Origin of the sequence: Hypericibacter adhaerens, assembly GCF_008728835.1 — a bacterium.
Taxonomy (GTDB): domain Bacteria; phylum Pseudomonadota; class Alphaproteobacteria; order Dongiales; family Dongiaceae; genus Hypericibacter; species Hypericibacter adhaerens.
Genome location: NZ_CP042582.1, coordinates 1,468,135 through 1,487,131 on the forward strand (window position 1 = coordinate 1,468,135; position 18,997 = coordinate 1,487,131).

At 68.0% G+C, this 18,997-nt stretch carries 15 protein-coding genes and 1 tRNA gene; 9 read left to right on the forward strand and 7 right to left on the reverse strand.

The window, feature by feature from the left end:
- Nucleotides 1-192 precede the first annotated feature (192 nt).
- Nucleotides 193-1,326 (reverse strand): porin, encoded by a 1,134-nt coding sequence (locus FRZ61_RS06455; RefSeq protein ID WP_151115858.1) that lies wholly within the window; start codon nt 1,324-1,326, stop codon nt 193-195.
- Nucleotides 1,327-1,955: 629 nt separating this feature from the next.
- On the opposite strand from FRZ61_RS06455, the gene FRZ61_RS06460 reads away from it, so the two are divergent.
- Entirely contained in the window at nt 1,956-3,458 is a 1,503-nt protein-coding gene (locus FRZ61_RS06460; RefSeq protein ID WP_151115860.1) for a methyl-accepting chemotaxis protein, read from the forward strand.
- Nucleotides 3,459-3,619: 161 nt separating this feature from the next.
- On the opposite strand, the gene FRZ61_RS26565 is transcribed toward FRZ61_RS06460, so the two are convergent.
- From FRZ61_RS26565 to FRZ61_RS06485, 5 genes are all read right to left on the reverse strand, one after another.
- A complete protein-coding gene (locus tag FRZ61_RS26565; RefSeq protein ID WP_225309150.1) occupies nt 3,620-4,117 on the reverse strand; it encodes a DUF1127 domain-containing protein in 498 nt (165 codons plus the stop codon).
- 116 nt (nt 4,118-4,233) lie between these two features.
- Nucleotides 4,234-4,506, reverse strand: a complete 273-nt coding sequence (locus FRZ61_RS06470) for a DUF4242 domain-containing protein (protein WP_151115862.1) — start codon at nt 4,504-4,506, stop codon at nt 4,234-4,236.
- Between the two features lie 86 nt (nt 4,507-4,592).
- Entirely contained in the window at nt 4,593-7,214 is a 2,622-nt protein-coding gene (locus FRZ61_RS06475; RefSeq protein WP_151115864.1) for an ATP-binding protein, read from the reverse strand.
- A gap of 415 nt (nt 7,215-7,629) precedes the next feature.
- Nucleotides 7,630-7,706 (reverse strand) — tRNA-Pro (locus FRZ61_RS06480).
- Between the two features lie 102 nt (nt 7,707-7,808).
- A complete protein-coding gene (locus tag FRZ61_RS06485; RefSeq protein ID WP_151115866.1) occupies nt 7,809-8,831 on the reverse strand; it encodes a polyprenyl synthetase family protein in 1,023 nt (340 codons plus the stop codon).
- Nucleotides 8,832-9,109: 278 nt separating this feature from the next.
- Between FRZ61_RS06485 and FRZ61_RS06490 the strand changes: the two genes are divergently transcribed.
- The 8 genes from FRZ61_RS06490 to FRZ61_RS06525 all read left to right on the forward strand — a co-directional run bounded on the left by FRZ61_RS06490 (nt 9,110) and on the right by FRZ61_RS06525 (nt 17,982).
- Nucleotides 9,110-9,322 (forward strand): putative signal transducing protein, encoded by a 213-nt coding sequence (locus FRZ61_RS06490; protein WP_151115868.1) that lies wholly within the window; start codon nt 9,110-9,112, stop codon nt 9,320-9,322.
- Nucleotides 9,319-10,116 carry a tRNA1(Val) (adenine(37)-N6)-methyltransferase gene (locus FRZ61_RS06495; RefSeq protein ID WP_225309151.1) on the forward strand — a complete coding sequence of 266 codons (798 nt, stop codon included), beginning with the start codon at nt 9,319-9,321 and terminating at the stop codon, nt 10,114-10,116. The genes FRZ61_RS06490 and FRZ61_RS06495 overlap by 4 nt, the downstream gene beginning before the upstream one ends.
- Nucleotides 10,117-10,295: 179 nt before the next feature.
- Nucleotides 10,296-10,592, forward strand: coding sequence for a hypothetical protein (locus FRZ61_RS06500; RefSeq protein ID WP_151115870.1), 297 nt, complete (start codon nt 10,296-10,298; stop codon nt 10,590-10,592).
- Between the two features lie 123 nt (nt 10,593-10,715).
- Nucleotides 10,716-11,600: a glycine--tRNA ligase subunit alpha gene (locus tag FRZ61_RS06505; RefSeq protein WP_151115872.1), complete on the forward strand. Its 885-nt coding sequence runs from the start codon at nt 10,716-10,718 to the stop codon at nt 11,598-11,600.
- 6 nt (nt 11,601-11,606) lie between these two features.
- The gene (locus tag FRZ61_RS06510; protein ID WP_151115874.1) at nt 11,607-11,807 is read left to right on the forward strand and encodes a hypothetical protein; all 201 of its coding nucleotides are present in this window, start codon (nt 11,607-11,609) and stop codon (nt 11,805-11,807) included.
- A gap of 3 nt (nt 11,808-11,810) precedes the next feature.
- Nucleotides 11,811-13,898: a glycine--tRNA ligase subunit beta gene (gene glyS / locus FRZ61_RS06515; RefSeq protein WP_151115876.1), complete on the forward strand. Its 2,088-nt coding sequence runs from the start codon at nt 11,811-11,813 to the stop codon at nt 13,896-13,898.
- Between the two features lie 6 nt (nt 13,899-13,904).
- Nucleotides 13,905-16,637, forward strand: a complete 2,733-nt coding sequence (gene ppdK / locus FRZ61_RS06520) for a pyruvate, phosphate dikinase (protein ID WP_151115878.1) — start codon at nt 13,905-13,907, stop codon at nt 16,635-16,637.
- Between the two features lie 226 nt (nt 16,638-16,863).
- Complete coding sequence (locus FRZ61_RS06525; protein WP_151115880.1) at nt 16,864-17,982, forward strand: extracellular solute-binding protein; 1,119 nt, start codon at nt 16,864-16,866, stop codon at nt 17,980-17,982.
- Between the two features lie 102 nt (nt 17,983-18,084).
- Here FRZ61_RS06525 and FRZ61_RS06530 read toward each other — a convergent pair whose 3' ends face one another.
- The gene (locus FRZ61_RS06530) at nt 18,085-18,996 is read right to left on the reverse strand and encodes a transporter substrate-binding domain-containing protein (RefSeq protein ID WP_151115882.1); all 912 of its coding nucleotides are present in this window, start codon (nt 18,994-18,996) and stop codon (nt 18,085-18,087) included.
- Nucleotide 18,997: the final 1 nt, after the last annotated feature.

Sequence of the window (18,997 nt, forward strand, 5' to 3'; positions counted from 1 at the left end):
GGCTAGGCCCGGTCCTGTCTGTTTCGCATCATGCCGGCGACGTCGTCCCGACTCTGTCCCGGCGGCGATTAGACCCTGCGTTTATGGCGGGAATTTGAATTACAGAAATGAAAGGCAGACCGCTGCGGCGGCATAAAAAGAGGGCGGCCGGAAGGCCGCCCTCGAAGTTCCGAACTGTCAGATGGGGCGGGTTCAGAAGCCGATATAGAACCCGACGCCGGCCTCCCAGGTGTCGTCGTCGCTGTGGCCGGTGCCGTTGCCGGCATCCAGGGTGTTGTAGCCCACCATGGCGTCGAGCGAGATGGCGGGGCCGATGTCGTAGCGGCCGGTGAACTCGACGATGTCGATCGTGTCGGAGGAGCTGCCGCTGTTGAAGTATTCGTAGTCCCCGTGCGACCAGGCGAGGCCGACGGTCCAGGCGTCCCAGTTGTAGGTGCCGCCGATGCCCGCGACCCAGTAGTCGGCGCCGCTGGCGCTCTGCCAGTTGTCCCGGAAGGTGGCGTTGGCGCCGACAGTGAAGCCGGAGAAGGTCACGTCGACATGGCCGGTGACGCCCCAGGTGGTCTCGACATTGCCGACGCCGCCGGTGTTCTCCCACTGGCCCTCGGAGAAGGCGATGCCCATGGCGAGGCTGACATCGTCGAACTCCGGCTCGAAATTGAGGGCGGCCGAGAACACGTCCTGGATATCGCCGGGATCGTTGCTGAAGCTGGTGCCGCCCGGCCCCGACCAATAGGAGTAGCTGTCCTGGTTGCCGGAATCGGGCGCGTAGGAAACGGCGAAATTGAAGCCGGCGAAGGTCGGGCTGAAATAGATCACCTTGGTGGCGTCGTCGGAGATGTCCAGCACGGTGGTGTTGGTCTGGAACACGCCGTTGGTGAAGCCGGCATGGTTGTTGGAGAACTCGAAGGAGGGCGAGTCGACGCCGAAGATGTTGGAGGCGGTGGGGATCAGGTAGCTGAGCTGCTCGGAGGCGTCGTCGTCGTCGCCGAAGCGGATCTGGCCCCAGCCGCCCTTGAAATAGGCCCAGACCTCGTCGATCTGGTCGTCGGACTGCTGGCCGGAGAGCTGGATCTCAGCGCCCACGGTGAGGCCGTTGTCGAGGGTGGTCGAGCCGGTGAAATGGACCTCGACCTCCTGGCGGAAGACGACGTCCCTTGTGTGCTGGCCCGGATCGCCGGTGCCGTCATCCTGGTCGAGGATGAGGCCCGCGGCGCCGGCGTAATAGCCTTCGATCCCCAGTTGTACGCCCTGCGCTGCCTGGGCGTGAGACGTGGCCAGTCCGGCGGCGACCAGCGCGGTCGTGCCGAGAAGTGCATATTTCATCGCAGTCGGTTCCTGTTCTTACTTCCGCCCAGGGCGTTTGGCGCCCCGGGCTGCTATTGCCCGGCTGCGGTCGGTATCGATGCACCTCTCTCGGGTCCAAACCCTTAGTCCAACGCTCTGGGCTGGACTGCGATAGTCAACTCGCAGGCCGGCAAGAGCTCTCCCCTGACCGGACCATCAGGTTTCATGGGGGTCCCGGTCAAGATGATTCTTTACCCAGATTGCCCCCTGGCGGGCAGCTTCGGCGAGGCTCGGGGAGCGGCGGAATTCCTCGCCGGCAGAGCCGTCCTCTCCTGCCGGACGCAAGGGAACATGAAAGATCGTTCATGAGGCGCGCCGGCGGAACGCTCCGAGCCGACGGCAACATAACCATGTATTCCATGTTCTCGTGCCGCGATTCGATTCAACACGGCCGGCGCTGTTCAATTTCCGCCCGACGTTTTGCGGCTTCGGCGACCAGCCCGATAAACCTCCGGTTAGGACTCGAATCATATCATGCGCCTCGCGCCATAGCCGGCTATTCGATCCTTCGCGCTCGATCGGGCGAGAGCCGTGTCTTCGGCGCATCTTCGGATCCGCGTCATCGCAAGCGCGGGCCGGCAACGGACGTTCACGGGGGGAATCCTGAAATGCTGTCTTCAGTCTTCGGCGGCGACGCGGCCGCCAAGCTCGCGGCGCTGGACAAGTCGCAAGCGGTCATCGAGTTCAAGATGGACGGGACCATCGTCACCGCCAACGCGAACTTCCTGAACGCCATGGGCTATACGCTCGACGAGATCAGGGGCAAGCATCACGGCCTGTTCGTCGATCCGGCCTACAAGGCGAGCGCCGAATATCGCGAGTTCTGGGAGCGGCTCGGCCGCGGCGAGTATCAGGCCGCGCAATACAAGCGCTACGGCAAGGGCGGCAAGGAGGTCTGGATCGAGGCCTCGTACAACCCGCTGCTCGATCGCCGCGGGCGGCCCTTCAAGGTGGTCAAATACGCGACCGACGTCTCCCGGCAGAAGGCGGAATATGCCGACCTGATCGGCAAGGTCGAGGCGATCGGCCGTTCGCAGGCGGTGATCGAGTTCAACATGGACGGCACCATCATCACCGCCAACGACAATTTCCTGAAGACGCTGGGCTACGGCCTCGAGGAGATCAAGGGCAAGCATCACAGTATGTTCGTCGAGCCGGGTTACAAGGACACCGCCGAGTACCGCCAGTTCTGGGAAGCGCTGCGCCGGGGCGAATTCCAGTCCGCGCAGTATCTGCGGTTCGGCAAGGGCGGGCGGAAGATCTGGATCGAGGCGACTTACAACCCAGTGATGGATCTCAACGGCCGGCCTTGGAAGGTGGTGAAGTTCGCCACCGACATCACCAAGCGCAAGGAGCAGAACGCGGCGCTGGCGAACGAGTTCGAGACCGGCGTGAAGAGCCTGGTGCAGAAGGTCTCGGCGTCGGCGACGGAGATGCAGGCGACGGCGCAGACCCTGGCCGCGGCCGCGGAGCAGACCAGCCAGCAATCCTCGACCGTCTCGGCCGCCTCGGAAGAGCTGGCGAGCTCGGTCAACGAGATCTCGCGCCAGATCACGGAATCGACGCGCGTGGTGGGCACGGCGGTGACCGAGGCCAAGAGGTCCGAGCAGATGGTCAGCGATCTGGTCGCGACGGCCCAGAAGATCGGCGAGGTCACGCAGATCATCACCGCCATCGCCAGCCAGACTAATCTGCTGGCGCTGAACGCGACGATCGAGGCCGCCCGCGCGGGCGAGGCCGGCAAGGGCTTCGCCGTGGTCGCCTCCGAGGTCAAGTCGCTGGCCAACCAGACGGCCAAGGCGACGGAGGAGATCGAGCAGCAGATCCGCGGGATCCAGGAATCGAGCCACACCACCGCGACGGCGATCAAGGAGATCGGGCAGATCATCGGCCAGGTCAGCGAGATCAGCACCTCGATCTCGAGCGCGGTCGAGGAGCAGTCGGCCGCCACCAAGGAAGTCTCGGTCAACATCACCGGCGTCACCCAGGCGGCGCAGGAATCCGGCCATTCCTCGAGCAATGTGCTCACCAACGCCCAGGCGCTGTCGCAGCAAGCGGCGAGCCTCGAGAAGCAGGTCGACCAGTTCCTGCTCAGCGTCAGGGCGATGTAACCACCCGGCCGTTCCCCGCCACGGCCGGCACCGGCGGGCTCGACCGGCGAACGGCCGAGCCCGCCGGCCAGACGGCCAGGCGATGCTCGAGGCGGATCGGCAGGCTGCCGGCGCGCCTGCCGGTCGCGCGAGGGATGGCGCTGGTGGTGGTCGGATTCGGGTCAGTCGCGCCAGAACCATTTCGAGGCCTCGCGCTCCAGGTCGGCGCGCGACAGGCCCAGATCCTTCAGCATGTGGTCGTTCAGGCCGTGAAGCTGCCTTGGGCTGCGCGCCCGTTCCCCCCAGGACCGCAGGCGCGCGAGGAAGCGGCCGATCGGGCGCAGGGGCAGGACCGGGAAACCGCCGAAGAGCCGCAGCCAGTCCCAGGGACGGCGCATTGCGATCGCGGCCGCGTTCGGTGCCGGGTGCGAAAGCGCGGCCGCACCCGCGCGTGGCGGCTCCTCGCGGCGGCGGGAACTGCAATCCTCCTGCGCCTGCTCCCAGTCCTTCGGCGGCGGTTCCAGCCTCGCTTCGGCAAGCTGCTGCATCAGGGCACCGGGAAGCACGCGCCCCTCCACGAAGGTGAGCATCGGATCGAAGATCGTGGGCGGCGGATCGGGCCGACGATCCGGCGGCCGGCAGGCCGCCGGCCGCGCCGCCGGGGGTGGGGTGATGGTCATGGTGGCCGATCTTCCTGAAAAGCCGCCTTGAACGTGCCGGTATCGCGGCACCGGCGGCCGCGGCGAGGAGGGCTTGGGGGCCCCTGCGCCGCGCTTGGGAGATCCCGCGATCCTGCTCAGTGATAGAAGTAGGGATCGAGGACCTGGACCTCGGAAATGCGGTTCACCGGCAACCCGTTGCGGGTCGCGACCCGCCGGATCGCTTCCGGATTCGGCCCGTCATAGACGCAGAAGGTCTTCCTCTTGTCGAGGCTGACATAGGAATGGATCCAGGTCACGCCGTCGGTCGCGTTGTTGCCGACGACGTTGAGGCAGGTCTTCGCGCCGTCCTTGTTGACGGGGATGTTGAGCCCGTCGGGAAACTCGCGTTCGATCACGTAGCGGGGCATGGTGCTTGTCCTTGCGTTGCCGCCGGGGATGTTCCGGCGATGGGCAAGCTAATCGGCGCGCGCGAGCGGGGCATCGGGAGACCTCCCTATTTTTTCGCGACGCGCTCCCCATTTTCGGGAGCCCACAGCCCCAGGCGATAGGCGGCCGCGGCCGCTTCGCCGCGCGAGCGGACCTCGAGCTTGGCGAGGATCGCGGAAACGTGGTGATCCACGGTCTTCTCGGAGATGAAGAGGCGCCGCGCGATGTCCGCGTTGCGCCCGCCCTGGGCCAGTTGCGCCAGGACCTTCATCTGCCGGTTGGTCAGGCCCAGTGGATTCTGCCGTGTGCGTTCCTGCGCGCCGCGCGAGATCCCGCGCACGCCGCTGGCGCGCAGCTTGCGTCGCAGGATGCCGGCCATCGGCGCCGCCTCCAGCCGCTCGACGATGTCGAGGGCGGCTCTCAGCTCGTCTTCCTCCTCGCTGTCCGCTAGCGCCATGGCCTGCTCGTAGGGGCAGCCGATCGCCGCCCAGCCCGACGCCGCCGCGCGCCAATCGCCGGCGATCTGCGCCGCAAAAGGTGCCGCGATGTCGTTGGCCGTCTCCGCCGGATCGCCGCAGCGCCAGCTCCAGAAGGCGATCTCGCCCTTCATCCAGGGGTCGGGATGCTCGCGCGCGAGCGCCGCGCTCAGGCGGAGCACGGCCAGGGCACGCTGGGGGCTTCCCTCGAGCCAGGCCACTTCGGCCAGCGCGGCGGCGGCGGCGCCGATCCGCTGCACCTCGCCGGTCGGCAGGGAGAGGTCCCAGGCCTCCTGCAGCACCGAATCGGCGCCGGGATCGCCGCGCCGCGCGCGCAGACGGCCCAGCGCCACCAGGGCCGGGATCTTGGTGACGGGCGCCACGCGCGAATGCTCGATCACCGCCTGCGCGTCCTCGGCAGCCTGGGCCCAGTCGCCCTGCGCCAGCGCCGTCGCCGCGCGGAAAGCGATCATGTAGCGCGCCCAGGAATCGAGATCCTGCTTCTCGCAATAGGCGATCCCCTCCTTGAAATAGCGGTTGGCGCGGTCGAAGTCGCGAATGCGGAAGCCGGTGCTGGAGAGGTTGCAATAGGCCCGCGCCGCATGTTCCTGGTAGCCGCCCGCGAGCGCCAGCTCGAGGCTGCGGTTCAGATCCTCGAGCCCGCCCGCATCCAGCTGTATGAGCTTCGTCGTGCCGACATTGTTCAGCGCGTGGCTCAGGATCTCGGTATCGTCCAGCGCCGTGGCGAGCGCGATCGCCTTCCGTCCCCATTCGAGCGCGGGCCCGGCATCGCCCGCGAGCATCGCGAGCTGCGCGCTGTTGCTGTAAGCCATGGCCAGTTCGCGGCCCCGCGGCAGCGGCTCCAGGATGGCGACGGCCTCCGCCGCGTAGCGCTCGGCGGCGGCCTTCTGCCCGTTGAACCAGGAGAGCCGCGACAGCCAGCGCAGGCTGTCTCCCTCCTTCAGCCGGTTGCCGCCGGCCCGCCACAGCGTCAGCGCGGCCCCGCGCGCTTCGATCGCCTCGGCGATCTGGTCGGTGAGGTAGCATTCGTAGGACCGCCACTCGAAAAGCTGCGCGCGGGTTTCGTTCGGCAGCGACACGGCATGGCGCAGGGCGCTCGCATAATGCGCCGCCGCCTCGCGATGGGCCCCGAGCGAGGCGGCCCGTGCCGCGGCCAGCGGCGCATGGCGGAGGACCGCGGCGGTGTCGCCCGCCCGATCCGCATGGTGAACCAGGCGGGCCGCGGCGATCTCGCTGCCGGGACGCTGCAGCAGCGCCTCGAGGATGCGCGCATGCAGCTCCTGGCGCTGCGGCGGCGGCAGCGATTCCTCGACGGCGCAGCGCGCGAGCTCGTGCCGGAAGGCCAGCGCGCCGTCGGGCAGGGTGGTCATGCCCACCGCGAGGCATTCCTCAAGCAGGGCGGCCGTGGTGGGGAGGATCCCCTCCAGGAGCCAGCGCTCGGCCTTGCCGGGAACGAGCGCCGCGAGATTGGCGACGGCGCGGGCGGGCGCGGAGAGGCGGGTCATGCGCGCCATGACCGCGTCGCGGACGGTGTCGGGCACCTTGTCCGCCGCCGCGAGCACCTCGGTGATGAAGAAGGGATTGCCGCAAGTGAGCTCGTGCAGGCGCTGGGCCGGCCATCCGGCGGCGTGGGCCAGCGCCGCCACCGCCGCCCCGCTCAAGGGCAGCAGATGCAGCCGGCGGTCGAAACCCAGCGGCAGGTCGCCGATCACCGAACGCAGCGGATGAAGCGTCCCCAGCTCGTCGTCGCGGTAGCTGAGGATCAGCATCACGCCGAGCCGCTGCAGCCGGCGGCCCAGGAACTTGATCAGGTCGAGCGTCGCCTCGTCGGCCCAATGGACGTCCTCGAAGATGAGGATCGTGGGCGCGGCGGTCCGGGCCAGATGCTCGATGGTGAGGTTGAAGACGGCCTCGCGCTGGGACGCGGCAGCGATCACCTTGGCGAATTCCCCGCCGGCCTGGCGCGCGATGTCATAGAGCGGCGCCAGCGGATGGGGCGTGAACAGCGCCTCGCAGCCGCCCCAGAGGACGCGCGACGCCTGGCGCTGCTCGTCCACGAACCGCCGGAGCAGCGAGGTCTTGCCGATGCCGGCCTCGCCCGACACCAGCACGATGCAACCGCCGCCGGCCGAGGCATCCTCCAGCCAGCCATGCAACGCCTCGAGATGGGTGTCCCGCTCCAAGAGGTCCATTCGCGAACATCCCCGATTGCCGCGCGCCGCCTTATGGCCCGGACCGGGCTTGGGGTGAATTCAACTTTCGTTGAGCGGCCGTGTTCGTATTCGAACATAGCGTGCCACCTTTGCATAGCGAGGCGGCAAGGCTGGGGTGATTGATTTACGTTACTGCGATTCCGGTGTTTCGCGTGAGGTGCGCGGAAGCAGACGCCTTGGCCCCACGGGTGGGGCAGGCTGGGAAGGAAGTCGGATGGAGGCGATGAGGCGCGAATCCGAACAATCCAGCGCCGGACGTAATCGCGCGGCGTGAGGCCGGCGACGGCGAGTCCGCTGGGCGCTGTAGGATGAGACGCCGGCGGCAGAGGCGCGCCGAAGCAAACCCGCGCGGTCCGCCACGGGGCGTCAGGTCGATAGGGATGATCGGCGGGAATGGTCGGAGTGAGAGGATTCGAACCTCCGGCCCCTGCGTCCCGAACACAGTGCTCTACCAGGCTGAGCTACACTCCGACAGGCGCGCGGTTATAGCCGCTGGCCGGGCGGGCTGCAAGGGTTGGAAAAGCCGTGGCCCTGCGGCCGTTTAGGCCGGGGCCGGGAACCCGGGAACCGGGGCTAGTAGGCCCGCTCGATGCAGAAATCCACGACCTCGAGCAGTGCCCGCTTCTCCTCGCAATCGGGGAAGATGCCGAGCGCGTCCCGGGCGATGGCGCCGTAATGGCCGGCCCTGGCGACCGTGTCGCGCAGCGCGCCATGGCGCTCCATCAGCTCGATCGCCTGGGCGAGGTCGCTTTCCTCCTGCTTGAGCTCCTCGAGCGTGCGCCGCCAGAAGGCACGCTCCTCAGTGCCGCCGCGCCGATAGGCCAGCACCACCGGCAACGTGATCTTGCCCTCGCGGAAATCGTCGCCGACCGTCTTGCCCAGCTCCGACTGCCGGGCGGAATAGTCGAGCATGTCGTCGATGAGCTGGAAGGCGATGCCGAGATTGAGGCCGTAGCTCTCGAGCGCCTCCTCCTCGACCTTGGGGCGGTCCGCCACCACGGCGCCGACGCGGCAGGCGGCGGCGAAAAGGGCCGCCGTCTTGCAGCGGATGACCTCGAGATAGGCCTGCTCGCTGGTCTCGGTGTCGTTGGTGGTGACCAACTGCAGCACCTCGCCCTCGGCGATCACGGCCGAGGCGCCGGAGAGGATCTCGAGCACCTTGAGCGAGCCGTCCGCCACCATGAGCTGGAAGGCGCGGCTGAAGAGGAAATCGCCCACCAGCACCGACGCCTTGTTGCCCCAGACCGCGTTGGCGGTGGCGAGCCCGCGCCGGAGCTCGCTGTCGTCGACCACGTCGTCATGGAGCAGGGTCGCGGTATGGATGAACTCCACGGTGGCGGCCAGGGCCTTGTGCCGGTCGCCGCGATAATTGCAGAGCCGGGCGGAGGTCAGGGTCAGGAGCGGGCGCAGCCGCTTGCCGCCGGCCGCGATGATATGGCCCGCGAGCTGCGGGATCAGCGCCACCGGGCTCTGCATGTGGCGCAGGATCAGCGCGTTGACCGCCGTCAGATCCTCGCCTGCCAGCCGCTGCAGCGCCTCGAGCGAGGGCTTGCGCGACTTGCTGCGCTCCTCATCCAGATTGACGACGATGGCCATGATTGCCTTCCCATACGGGCCTTGGCCCCGAAAGGCCGGTCCCGTCCCACTCACTTCATCATCTCGACGTCATGCCGGCCCGGTCTTGCCGCCGGTCCTTGCTTGACCCTCGAACCCCCGCAAGGCGAGCATAGGAGGGGTATAGCCCGGGTCAAGGCGGCTGGCCAGCCATGCTGGCGACGCAGGGGTCGCCCCGGTTTCCCGGCGCAGCGGCCCCAAATCCGGCCGATGACCGGCATGACGATGCGCGCTCGCGGGGGGAGAAAGGGTCTCGGGCTTTGCGGGAACTCACACGCAGCAACGACCTGGTCTGGCTCAGCTGGCTCACCAGCCTGCTGGCCGATGCCGGCATCGAGGCGCATCTGCTGGACGCGCATATGAGCGTGCTCGAGGGCTCGATCGCCGCGATTCCGCGGCGTGTCATGGTGGCGGACGAGGACTATGACGAAGCCGCGCGGCTGATGGCGGCGGGGAAGGAGCCGGTCCCGTGACCGGCGCGAAGCCGGGAGACGCGGCGCCCGCGGGTGCCGCGGCAATGGACCTCCAGGCGAGCGGCCTGCGCGAGGATCGGATCCTCGGCGGGCGCATCCGCCTGCTGCAACCGGTGGATGGCTATCGCGTCGCCATCGATCCGGTCTTCCTGGCGGCCGCCGTTCCCGCCACGCCGACCGACCTGGTGCTCGAGCTGGGCGCCGGCGTCGGCGCCGCGGCGCTCTGCCTCGCCGCGCGCGAGCCTTCCCTGCGCGTCATGGGCGTCGAGATCGACCGCGAGGCCGCTCGTATCGCCATGCGCAATGCCGAGCTCAACGGCATGAAGGGGCGCGTCGACATCATGGTGGGCGACCTGCTGCATCTGCCGCCGCGCCTGGCACCGGGCGGCTTCCATCACGTGATGATGAACCCGCCCTTCATGCCGGCCGGGGCCGCGACTCCGTCGCCGCAGGCCGACAAGGCGCGCTCCAACGTGGAGGGCGAGGCCCAGCTCGCCGACTGGTTGCGCGTCGCCCACACCATGCTGCGGCCGAAGGGCAATCTCGTGCTGATCCACCGCGCCGACCGGCTCGAGGAGATCCTGGCGGCGCTGCAGGGCCGCTTCGGCGAGATCGTGCTGTTTCCCCTCTGGCCCGGCGGCAACCGCCCGGCCGCGCGCGTGCTGGTCCGCGCCCGCAAGGGAATCCACACGCCGACCCGTCTCGCGCCCGGCCTCGTGCTGCATGAACCCGACGGCCGCTACACCGCGGCGGCCGAGGCGGTGCTGCGCGATGGGGCGGGGCTGATTCTGTAACTCGAGATCTGTCTCCTCCCCCCTTGCGGGGGAGGATTGAGGAGGGGGCTGCTCGGTGGCAGACATCGGGTTTTCCCCCTCCCTGGCCCTCCCCCTGAACGGGGGAGGGGACACAGAACACAGCCCCCTCCATCCTTGACCCCTGCCCGAGCCGCCTATAAACCCCGTGCATGTTCTCCATGCCGGGTCTGCCCAAGATTCTGGTGCTGATCATCATCATCGTGGTGATCTGGCAGGCCTTCAAAATCATCGGACGGGTCCAGAAGGCGCGAATCGAGGAGGCCCAGGCGCGGGCCCGCGAGGCGCAGGCCCAGGCGCGCGGCCAGCGCCAGACGGCGCGTCCCCAGGGGGCCGCGAACAGGGCGGCCGGCGCCCGCAACACCGTGTCCGAGACCTTGGAATGCCGTGTTTGCGGCGCTTATGTCGCACGAGGCATGGGCGCCTGCGGCAAGCCGGGATGCCCGTTCGGGGCGTGAAATCAAATCCTTCCGGGCCGCGTATGGTTAACCCGTCTTAACCGGCTGGCTTGACCCTGCCCCCTGCGCACCGGTAGCTTTCGCACCCGCACAAAAAAACTTTCCGCCAAGGAATAGCCCGCCTTGAGTGAGCGGTCCGCCGCCAACCCCGAGACCTGTTTCCAGCGCTTGATCCTGAAACTCCAGGATTATTGGGCGCGGCAGGGCTGCCTGATCCTGCAGCCCTACGACATGGAGGTGGGGGCCGGCACCTTTCACTGGGCGACCACCCTGCGCGCCCTGGGGCCCAAATCCTGGAGCGCCGCCTATGTCCAGCCCTCGCGCCGCCCCAAGGACGGGCGCTATGGCGACAATCCCAACCGGCTCCAGCACTACTACCAGTTCCAGGTGATCCTGAAGCCCTCGCCGGCCGACAGCCAGGCGCTCTATCTGGGCAGTTTGGCCGCACTTGGCATCGATCCCATGGCCCACGACATCCGCTTCGTCGAGGACGACTGGGAAAGCCCCACGCTGGGCGCCTGGGGCCTCGGCTGGGAAGTCTGGCTCGACGGGATGGAAGTCAGCCAGTTCACCTATTTCCAGCAGGTCGGCGGAATCGAATGCGACCCCGTCTCGACCGAGCTGACCTACGGGCTCGAACGCCTCGCCATGTATGTGCAGGGCGTCGAGAGCGTCTACGACCTCGACTGGAACGGCGCCGGCGTCCGCTATGGCGATGTCTATCTGCGGGCGGAACGCGAATTCTCCGCGTTCAATTTCGAGCACGCGACCGTGGCGACGCTCTTCGGCCATTTCCAGGATGCCGAGAAGGAATGCAACGCGCTTCTGTCCCTGCAGAAGCCGTTGGCCTTGCCTGCCTACGATCAATGCATGAAGGCAAGCCACCTCTTCAACCTGCTCGATGCCCGCGGGGTCATCTCGGTGACCGAGCGGCAGGCCTATATCGCGCGCGTGCGCGCGCTGGCCAAGGGCTGTTGCGAGGCCTGGCTCGCCGGAGAAGAAGGATAGGATTGAATGCGACGTGCTCCCCGAACCCAGACCCAACCCGCCTCGGCCCCGGCGCCCGAGGCCGAGCCTTCCCGAAGCGAGGCGGCGCGTCCCGCGCCGCGGGCGACGGAAGGCAATGCCTGTGCGCAGCGCTCGCGCCATGCGCTGCGCTGCCTGCTGCGGCTCGTGCCGCCGGGAAAGCGCACCGGATCGACGGAGCCGGTCTGACCCATGGCCGAGCTGCTTCTCGAGCTGTTCTCGGAGGAGATCCCCGCGCGCATGCAGGCGCGCGCGGCCGAGGAGCTGAAGCGGCTCGTTACGGAGAAGCTGAAGGCCGCGGGCCTCTCGTTCGCCAAGGCGGAAAGCTTCGTCACGCCGCGCCGTCTGGCGCTGGGCGTGCATGACCTCCCGACCCAGCAGCCGGACGTCAGCGAAGAGAAGAAAGGCCCGCGCGTCGGCTCGCCCGACCCGGCCATCCAGGGCTTCCTGAAATCGACCGGCCTCGCCAGCCTCGACCAGGCCGAGCAGCGCGACACCGGCAAGGGCGTGTTCTGGTTCGCGGTGACGAAGAAGACCGGGGGGCCCACCGCCTCGGTCCTGCCGGGCTTGCTGTCGGAAGCGATCGCGGCGCTGCCCTGGCCCAAATCCATGCGCTTCGCGAGCCAGAGCTTCCGCTGGGTGCGTCCGCTCCATGCCATCACCGCCATGTTCGACGGCCGGCCGCTCAAGGGCAGCTTCGATCTGGGCGGCGCCCTGCTCGAGTTCGGCGACGAGAGCCGCGGCCATCGCTTCCTGTCGCCCGACTCCTTCCCGGTGGCGGCCATGGCCGACTACCGGCACCGGCTCAAGGAGCATTACGTCATCCTCGATCCGGCCGAGCGCCGCGCCGAGATCCTGCGCCAGGCCGAGGCCAAGGCGGCCGAAGCGGGGCTGAAGCTCCGCCATGACGAGGGCCTGATCGAGGAGGTGACGGGGCTGGTCGAATGGCCGGTGGTGCTGAGGGGCCGGATCGACCAGGCTTTCATGAGCCTGCCGCCGGAGGTGCTCACCGGCTCGATGCGCGCGCACCAGAAATATTTCGCGCTGGTCGACGGCCACGGCCAGCTCGCGCCGGATTTCCTGGTCGTCTCCAACATGGAGACCAAGGACAAGGGCGCCGCGATCGTCGCCGGCAACGAGCGCGTGCTGCGCGCGCGCCTGTCGGACGCGCAGTTCTTCTGGGACCAGGACCGAAAAGTCCGGCTCGAGGATCGCCTGCCGGCGCTGAAAGACATCGTCTTCCATGCCAGGCTCGGTACCGTCGCCGAGAAGATGGCGCGGGTGAAATCCCTCGCGCTCGAGCTCGCGACATCGATCCCGGGCGCCGATCCGGTCAAGGTCGGCCGTGCCGTGGAACTCGCCAAGGCCGATCTCGTTACCGGCATGGTCGGCGAATTTCCGGAGCTCCAGGGCATCATGGGCCGCTACTACGCGCTGGCGGAAGGCGAAGCATCGGAGGTGGCGCATGCCATCGCCGAGCATTACTCGCCGCTCGGCCCCAACGACGCCTGCCCGACCGCGCCGGTCTCGGTCGCGGTGGCGCTCGCCGACAAGATCGACATCCTGGTCGGATTCTTCGCGATCGACGAGAAGCCGACGGGCTCGAAGGATCCCTTCGCGTTGCGCCGCGCGGCGCTGGGCGCGATCCGGCTGATCGTCGAGAACAAGCTCCGCATCGGGCTGGACGGGCTTTTCGCCAAAGCCTACGCGAACTATGCGGGCGTGAAGCTGGCGCTCGACGAGAAGAGCGTGCGGCGCGACCTGCTCGAGTTCTTCGCCGACCGCCTCAAGGTGGCGTTGAAAGAAAAGGGCGTCCGTCACGACCTGATCGCGGCCGTGTTCGCGCTGGGCGGCGAGGGCGATCTGGTCCGGCTGCTGGCCCGCGTCGATGCGCTGGCGAGATTCCTCGGCACCGAGGATGGCGCGCATCTGCTGACGGCGCAAAAGCGCGCGTCCAACATCCTGCGCATCGAGGAAAAGAAGGACGGCAAGTCTTACGACGGCGCCGCCGATCCGGCGCGCTTCAAGGAAGAGGCGGAGAAGGCGCTGGCCAAAGCGCTCGACGCCGCCGCGACCGCCGCCCATCAGGCTGTGACGAAAGAGGATTTCACCGGCGCCATGACGGCAATGGCGGCCTTGCGCGCGCCCGTCGACGCCTTTTTTGACACGGTGACGGTGAACGATGCGAATCAGGATTTGCGGGCAAATCGGCTAAGATTGCTGTCGCGCATCCGGGCGACCCTGGGATTGGTCGCCGATTTCTCCAAGATCGAAGGCTAGAGAACCATGGCGCAGACGAACGTGGCGAAGGCCAAGAAGACCGCGTCCGCTTCCTCGGGCAAGACCCAATGGGTCTATCGCTTCGGCGCCGGCAAGGCCGAGGGCCGCGCCGACATGCGCAATCTCCTGGGCGGCAAGGGCGCCAACCTGGCCGAGATGTCGAGCCTGGGCCTGCCCGTGCCGCCGGGCTTCACCATCACCACCGAGGTCTGCACCTACTACTACACCAACGGCCAGAGCTATCCCGCGGGCCTCGAGCAGGATGTCGAGGCGGCGCTGGCGACGGTGGAGGAGACCGTCGGCGCCAGGTTCGGCGACGACGCCAATCCGCTCCTGGTGTCGGTGCGCTCGGGCGCCCGCGTCTCGATGCCCGGCATGATGGACACGGTCCTCAATCTCGGCCTCAACGACAGCACGGTCGAAGGGCTGGCACGTCATTCGGGCGATGCCCGCTTCGCCTATGACAGCTACCGGCGCTTCATCCAGATGTTCGGCAATGTGGTGCTGGGCGTCGACCATCACCATTTCGAGGAGATCCTCGAGCTGGAGAAGGAGGAGCGCGGCCTCTCGCTCGACACCGAGCTCACGCCCGAGGCGCTGCAGAAGGTCATCGCCGCCTACAAGGCGAAGGTCCAGGCCGAGACCGGCAAGCCCTTCCCGCAGGATCCCAAGGCCCAGCTCTGGGCCGCGATCGGCGCCGTGTTCGGCTCCTGGCAGACCCAGCGCGCCATCACCTATCGCCGCCTGCATTCGATCCCCGAGGATTGGGGCACGGCCGTCAACGTCCAGGCCATGGTGTTCGGCAATATGGGCGAGGACTGCGCCACCGGCGTCGCCTTCACCCGCAATCCCTCCAACGGCGAGAACGCGTTTTACGGCGAGTATCTCGTCAACGCCCAGGGCGAGGATGTGGTGGCGGGTATCCGCACGCCGCAGCATCTGACCGTCGCCGGCAAGAAGGCCAATCGCTCGAGCCTGCCGGCGATGGAAGAGGTGATGCCCAAGCTCTTCGCCGAGCTCGACCAGGTGCGCCACAAGCTCGAGGCGCATTACCGCGACATGCAGGACATCGAGTTCACGGTCCAGCGCGGCAAGCTCTACATGCTGCAGACCCGCAGCGGCAAGCGCACGGCGGCGGCGGCGCTCAAGATCGCTGTCGATATGGTGAAGGAAGGCGTGATCGACCGGGACGAGGCGATCCGGCGCATCGATCCCGCCTCGCTCGACCAGCTCCTCCACCCGATGCTCGACCCCAAGGCGCCGCGCAAGGTGATCGCGCGCGGGCTTCCGGCCTCGCCGGGTGCGGCCGGCGGCCATGCCGTCTTCACCGCCGACGAGGCCGAGGACCGCGCTTCCAAGGGCGAGAAGGTGATCCTGGTCCGCACCGAGACCAGCCCCGAGGACATCCACGGCATGCATGCGGCCGTGGGCATCCTGACCACGCGCGGCGGCATGACCAGCCACGCGGCGGTGGTCGCGCGCGGCATGGGCCGGCCTTGCGTCTCGGGCGCCGGCGATCTCAGGATCGATGCCCACGCCCGTACCATGAAGGTGCGCGACGTGCTGGTGCGCGACGGCGACCTCATCACCATCGACGGCGGGACGGGCGAGGTGATGCTGGGCGAGGTGCCCACCATCCAGCCCGAGCTTTCCGGCGACTTCGCGACGCTGATGGGCTGGGCCGACGCACTGCGCAAGCTCAAGGTGCGCACCAATGCCGAGACGCCGCTCGACGCTCGCACCGCGCGGCGCTTCGGCGCGGAGGGCATCGGCCTCTGCCGCACCGAGCACATGTTCTTCGACGGCAACCGCATCGTCGCCATGCGCGAGATGATCCTCGCCGACGACGAGGCCGGCCGGCGCAAGGCGCTCGCGCGCATCCTGCCGATGCAGCGGGCCGACTTCGTCGAGCTGTTCCAGATCATGAAGGGCCTGCCGGTCACGATCCGGCTGCTCGACCCGCCGCTGCACGAGTTCCTGCCCCATACCGACGCCGAGATGGCGGAGGTGGCGGCGGCGGCCGGCATCGAGCTCGATACGGTGCGCCACCGCGCCGCGATGATGAAGGAAGCCAACCCGATGCTGGGCCATCGCGGCTGCCGGCTCGGCATCACCTTCCCCGAGATCTACGAGATGCAGGCGCGCGCCATCTTCGAGGCGGCGGCGCAGGTGAAGAAGGAATCGGGCGAGACGGCCGAGCCCGAGATCATGATCCCGCTGGTCGCCTTGCCGAAGGAGCTCGAGGTCCTGAAGGAGATGGTGGACCGCGTGGCTGCCGAGGTGGCCAAGGCGAGCGGCGTCGCTACCACCTATTCGGTCGGCACCATGATCGAGCTGCCGCGCGCGGCGCTGCTGGCGGGCGAGATCGCCAAGGCCGCCGAGTTCTTCAGCTTCGGCACCAACGACCTGACCCAGACCACCTACGGCCTGTCGCGCGACGACGCGGCCCGCTTCCTCCAGGCCTACGAGCGCAAGGGCCTGCTGCCGCAGGATCCCTTCGTCACCCTCGATCCGCAGGGCGTGGGCGAGCTGGTGCGTATCGCCTCCGAGCGCGGCCGCAAGACGCGGCCCAACCTCAAGCTCGGCATCTGCGGCGAGCATGGCGGCGATCCCGCCTCGATCCGCTTCTGCGCCGAGGTCGGGCTCGATTATGTCTCCTGCTCGCCCTACCGCGTGCCGATCGCCCGCCTCGCGGCGGCACAGGCGGCCCTCAGCGGCGCCACCACGCGGGACGTCTAAGCCGCCTGAACCGGTTGCCGGCGGCGAGCGCCGCCGCGGTTTTCCTGTCTCTCTGGTCTGTTTCCGGCCGCGCGGACGCGAGGCGGCGCCGATGTCGCCTGCCGAAGAAACTGTTCACGCCGGCGCGAAAGACGATAGGCTTGCGCCCTGAGACCGGCCTCGGACATGGGCGGGCGCCCGCTTCGGGCCGGCCAACGAAGAAAGCTGTTACAGGGAGGAGTTCATCATGGAGAAGAACGAATTGCAGGACCGCCTCGCGGCGGGGCGCCTGACACGCCGCCAGTTTGCCCGCGCGGCCGCGGCGGCCGGGGTCGGGATGATGATGGTGCCGGTGCTGGCGCGACGCGGCGCCGCCGAGACCGGCCAGATCGAATACTATACCTGGGCCGGTTATGAAGAGCCGAACCTGCACAAGGGCTTCGCGGCCAAATACGGGCATGAGCCCAACCATTCGATCTTCGGCGACGAGGAAGAGGCGCTGCAGAAGATGCTCTCGGGCTACCGGCCCGACCTGACCCATCCCTGCACCTATTCGGTCCCGCGCTGGTTCGACGCCGGCATCATCAAGCCGGTCGACGCCTCGCGCCTCCAGCATTATGGCGACATCTTCCCCGAATTGAAGACGATCAAGGGCACCGTCACCAAGGACGGCAAGCCGCTGTTTGTGCCCTTTGACTGGGGCAACTCCTCGGTGCTCTACCGCACCGACCTCGTCGACAGCAATACCGACTCCTGGGGGCTGCTGTTCGACGAGAAATACAAGGGCCGGCTCGCCACCTACGATTCCGTCGATGGCGCGGTCTCCTCGGCGGCGCTGCTGCTGGGCTTCAAGAATATCAGCACCCTCGACGACGGCCAGCTTGCCAAGGTCAAGGAACTGCTGATCAAGCAGAAGCCGCTGCTGCGCTACTACTGGACCGATCAGACCGCGGTCGAGCAGAGCCTGGCGTCGGGCGAACTGGTCGCGGCCTATGCCTGGAACGCATCGGTGGTCGTCCTCAAGAAGCAGGGCGTGCCGGTCGAGTACATGAACCCGAAGGAAGGAATCCTGACCTGGGTTTGCGGCCTGGCCCTGGTCCAAGGGGGCAGCGGCGACGAGCAGGCGGCCTATGATTTCATCGATGCCGCGACCGACCCGCAGAGCGGCGAGTTCCTGATCGACAGCTACGGCTACGGTCACTCGAACCGGAAATCCTTCGATCTGGTGAAGCCCGAGCGGCTGGCCGAGCTCGGCCTCAAGGATCCAGTGGCGCTCTTCAAGCAGGGCGTCTTCCTGGAGGAGACGCCGCCTGCCCTCAAGGAGAAATACATCGCGATGTTCGAGGCGGTGAAGGCCGGCCTCTGATACCGGCCTTCTTTCGCTTTCGGCCCGGTTTGCGCCGTCTGTTTCGTGCGACGGATGGCGCAGGCCGGCATCGGGCAAGACGTGCGGGCGCTCTTGCGCGCCTCAAAACGGTTTGCAGTTGCAGCGGTGCGGCGAGATGTCGGCCTTGAACCATTTCAGGGACAGACGCTCGAGCGTGCCGTCGCCGATGGCGTCGGCGATCGCGCGATCGAACATCTCGCGCAGCGTCCGATCCGGCTTTCTCACGCCGACCGCGATGCCGTCGCCGAAGAGTTCCTCGTCGCTGAATTGCGGGCCGCTGATCGCCAGGTTCCGGTAGCCGGACAGCGTCACGATCGCCTGCAGCCGCGTGACCTCGGCCATGGCCGCATCGAGGCGGCCTTCCGCCAGGTCCCGCAGCAGCGGTTCCATCGACTCGTAGGGCCGGATCGTGGCGCTGCCGCCGATCTGGCCTTGCAGGAAGGCCAGATCGACGCTGCCCGCCAGCGCCCCCACGGTCCTGCCGGCAAGCCGGCCGCGCAGGGCGTCGATGGCATCGCGCGCATCCTGAGGTGTCACGGTCAGGGAGAGCGTCTTGCCGGTGCCGGGCAGCCCGGCGAGGGGCCCCGGGTCCGGCACGATCAGGCCGTGCCGCTCGAGGGCGTAGGCATAGCTGAAATCGATCGTCTGGCGCTGCGAGGCGGTCACCGGCAGCCAGCTCATCAGGGCATCGACGCGACGCGCCAGCAGGGCCGCGACGCCGTCATTTCCCTTGCCGGTGTCGAATGTGCAGGCCACCGCCATGCGGCGACAGAGATCCTGCGCCAGATCGGCCTCGTAGCCGATCGTCGCCTCGCTTACCGGTGAATCCGGCCCGCGCATGCCGATCCGCAGGCTCTTCCATGCCATGTCGGCGCCTGACGCCGGCGCGCCCGCGATAAGGGCCGCCAGCGACATGGCCGCCAGAGACATGGCGGCGGCCAGCGCGAGGGGGCGGGCAGCCCGGCGCCGCGGTGCCGGCGTCGCGCTCGTCATG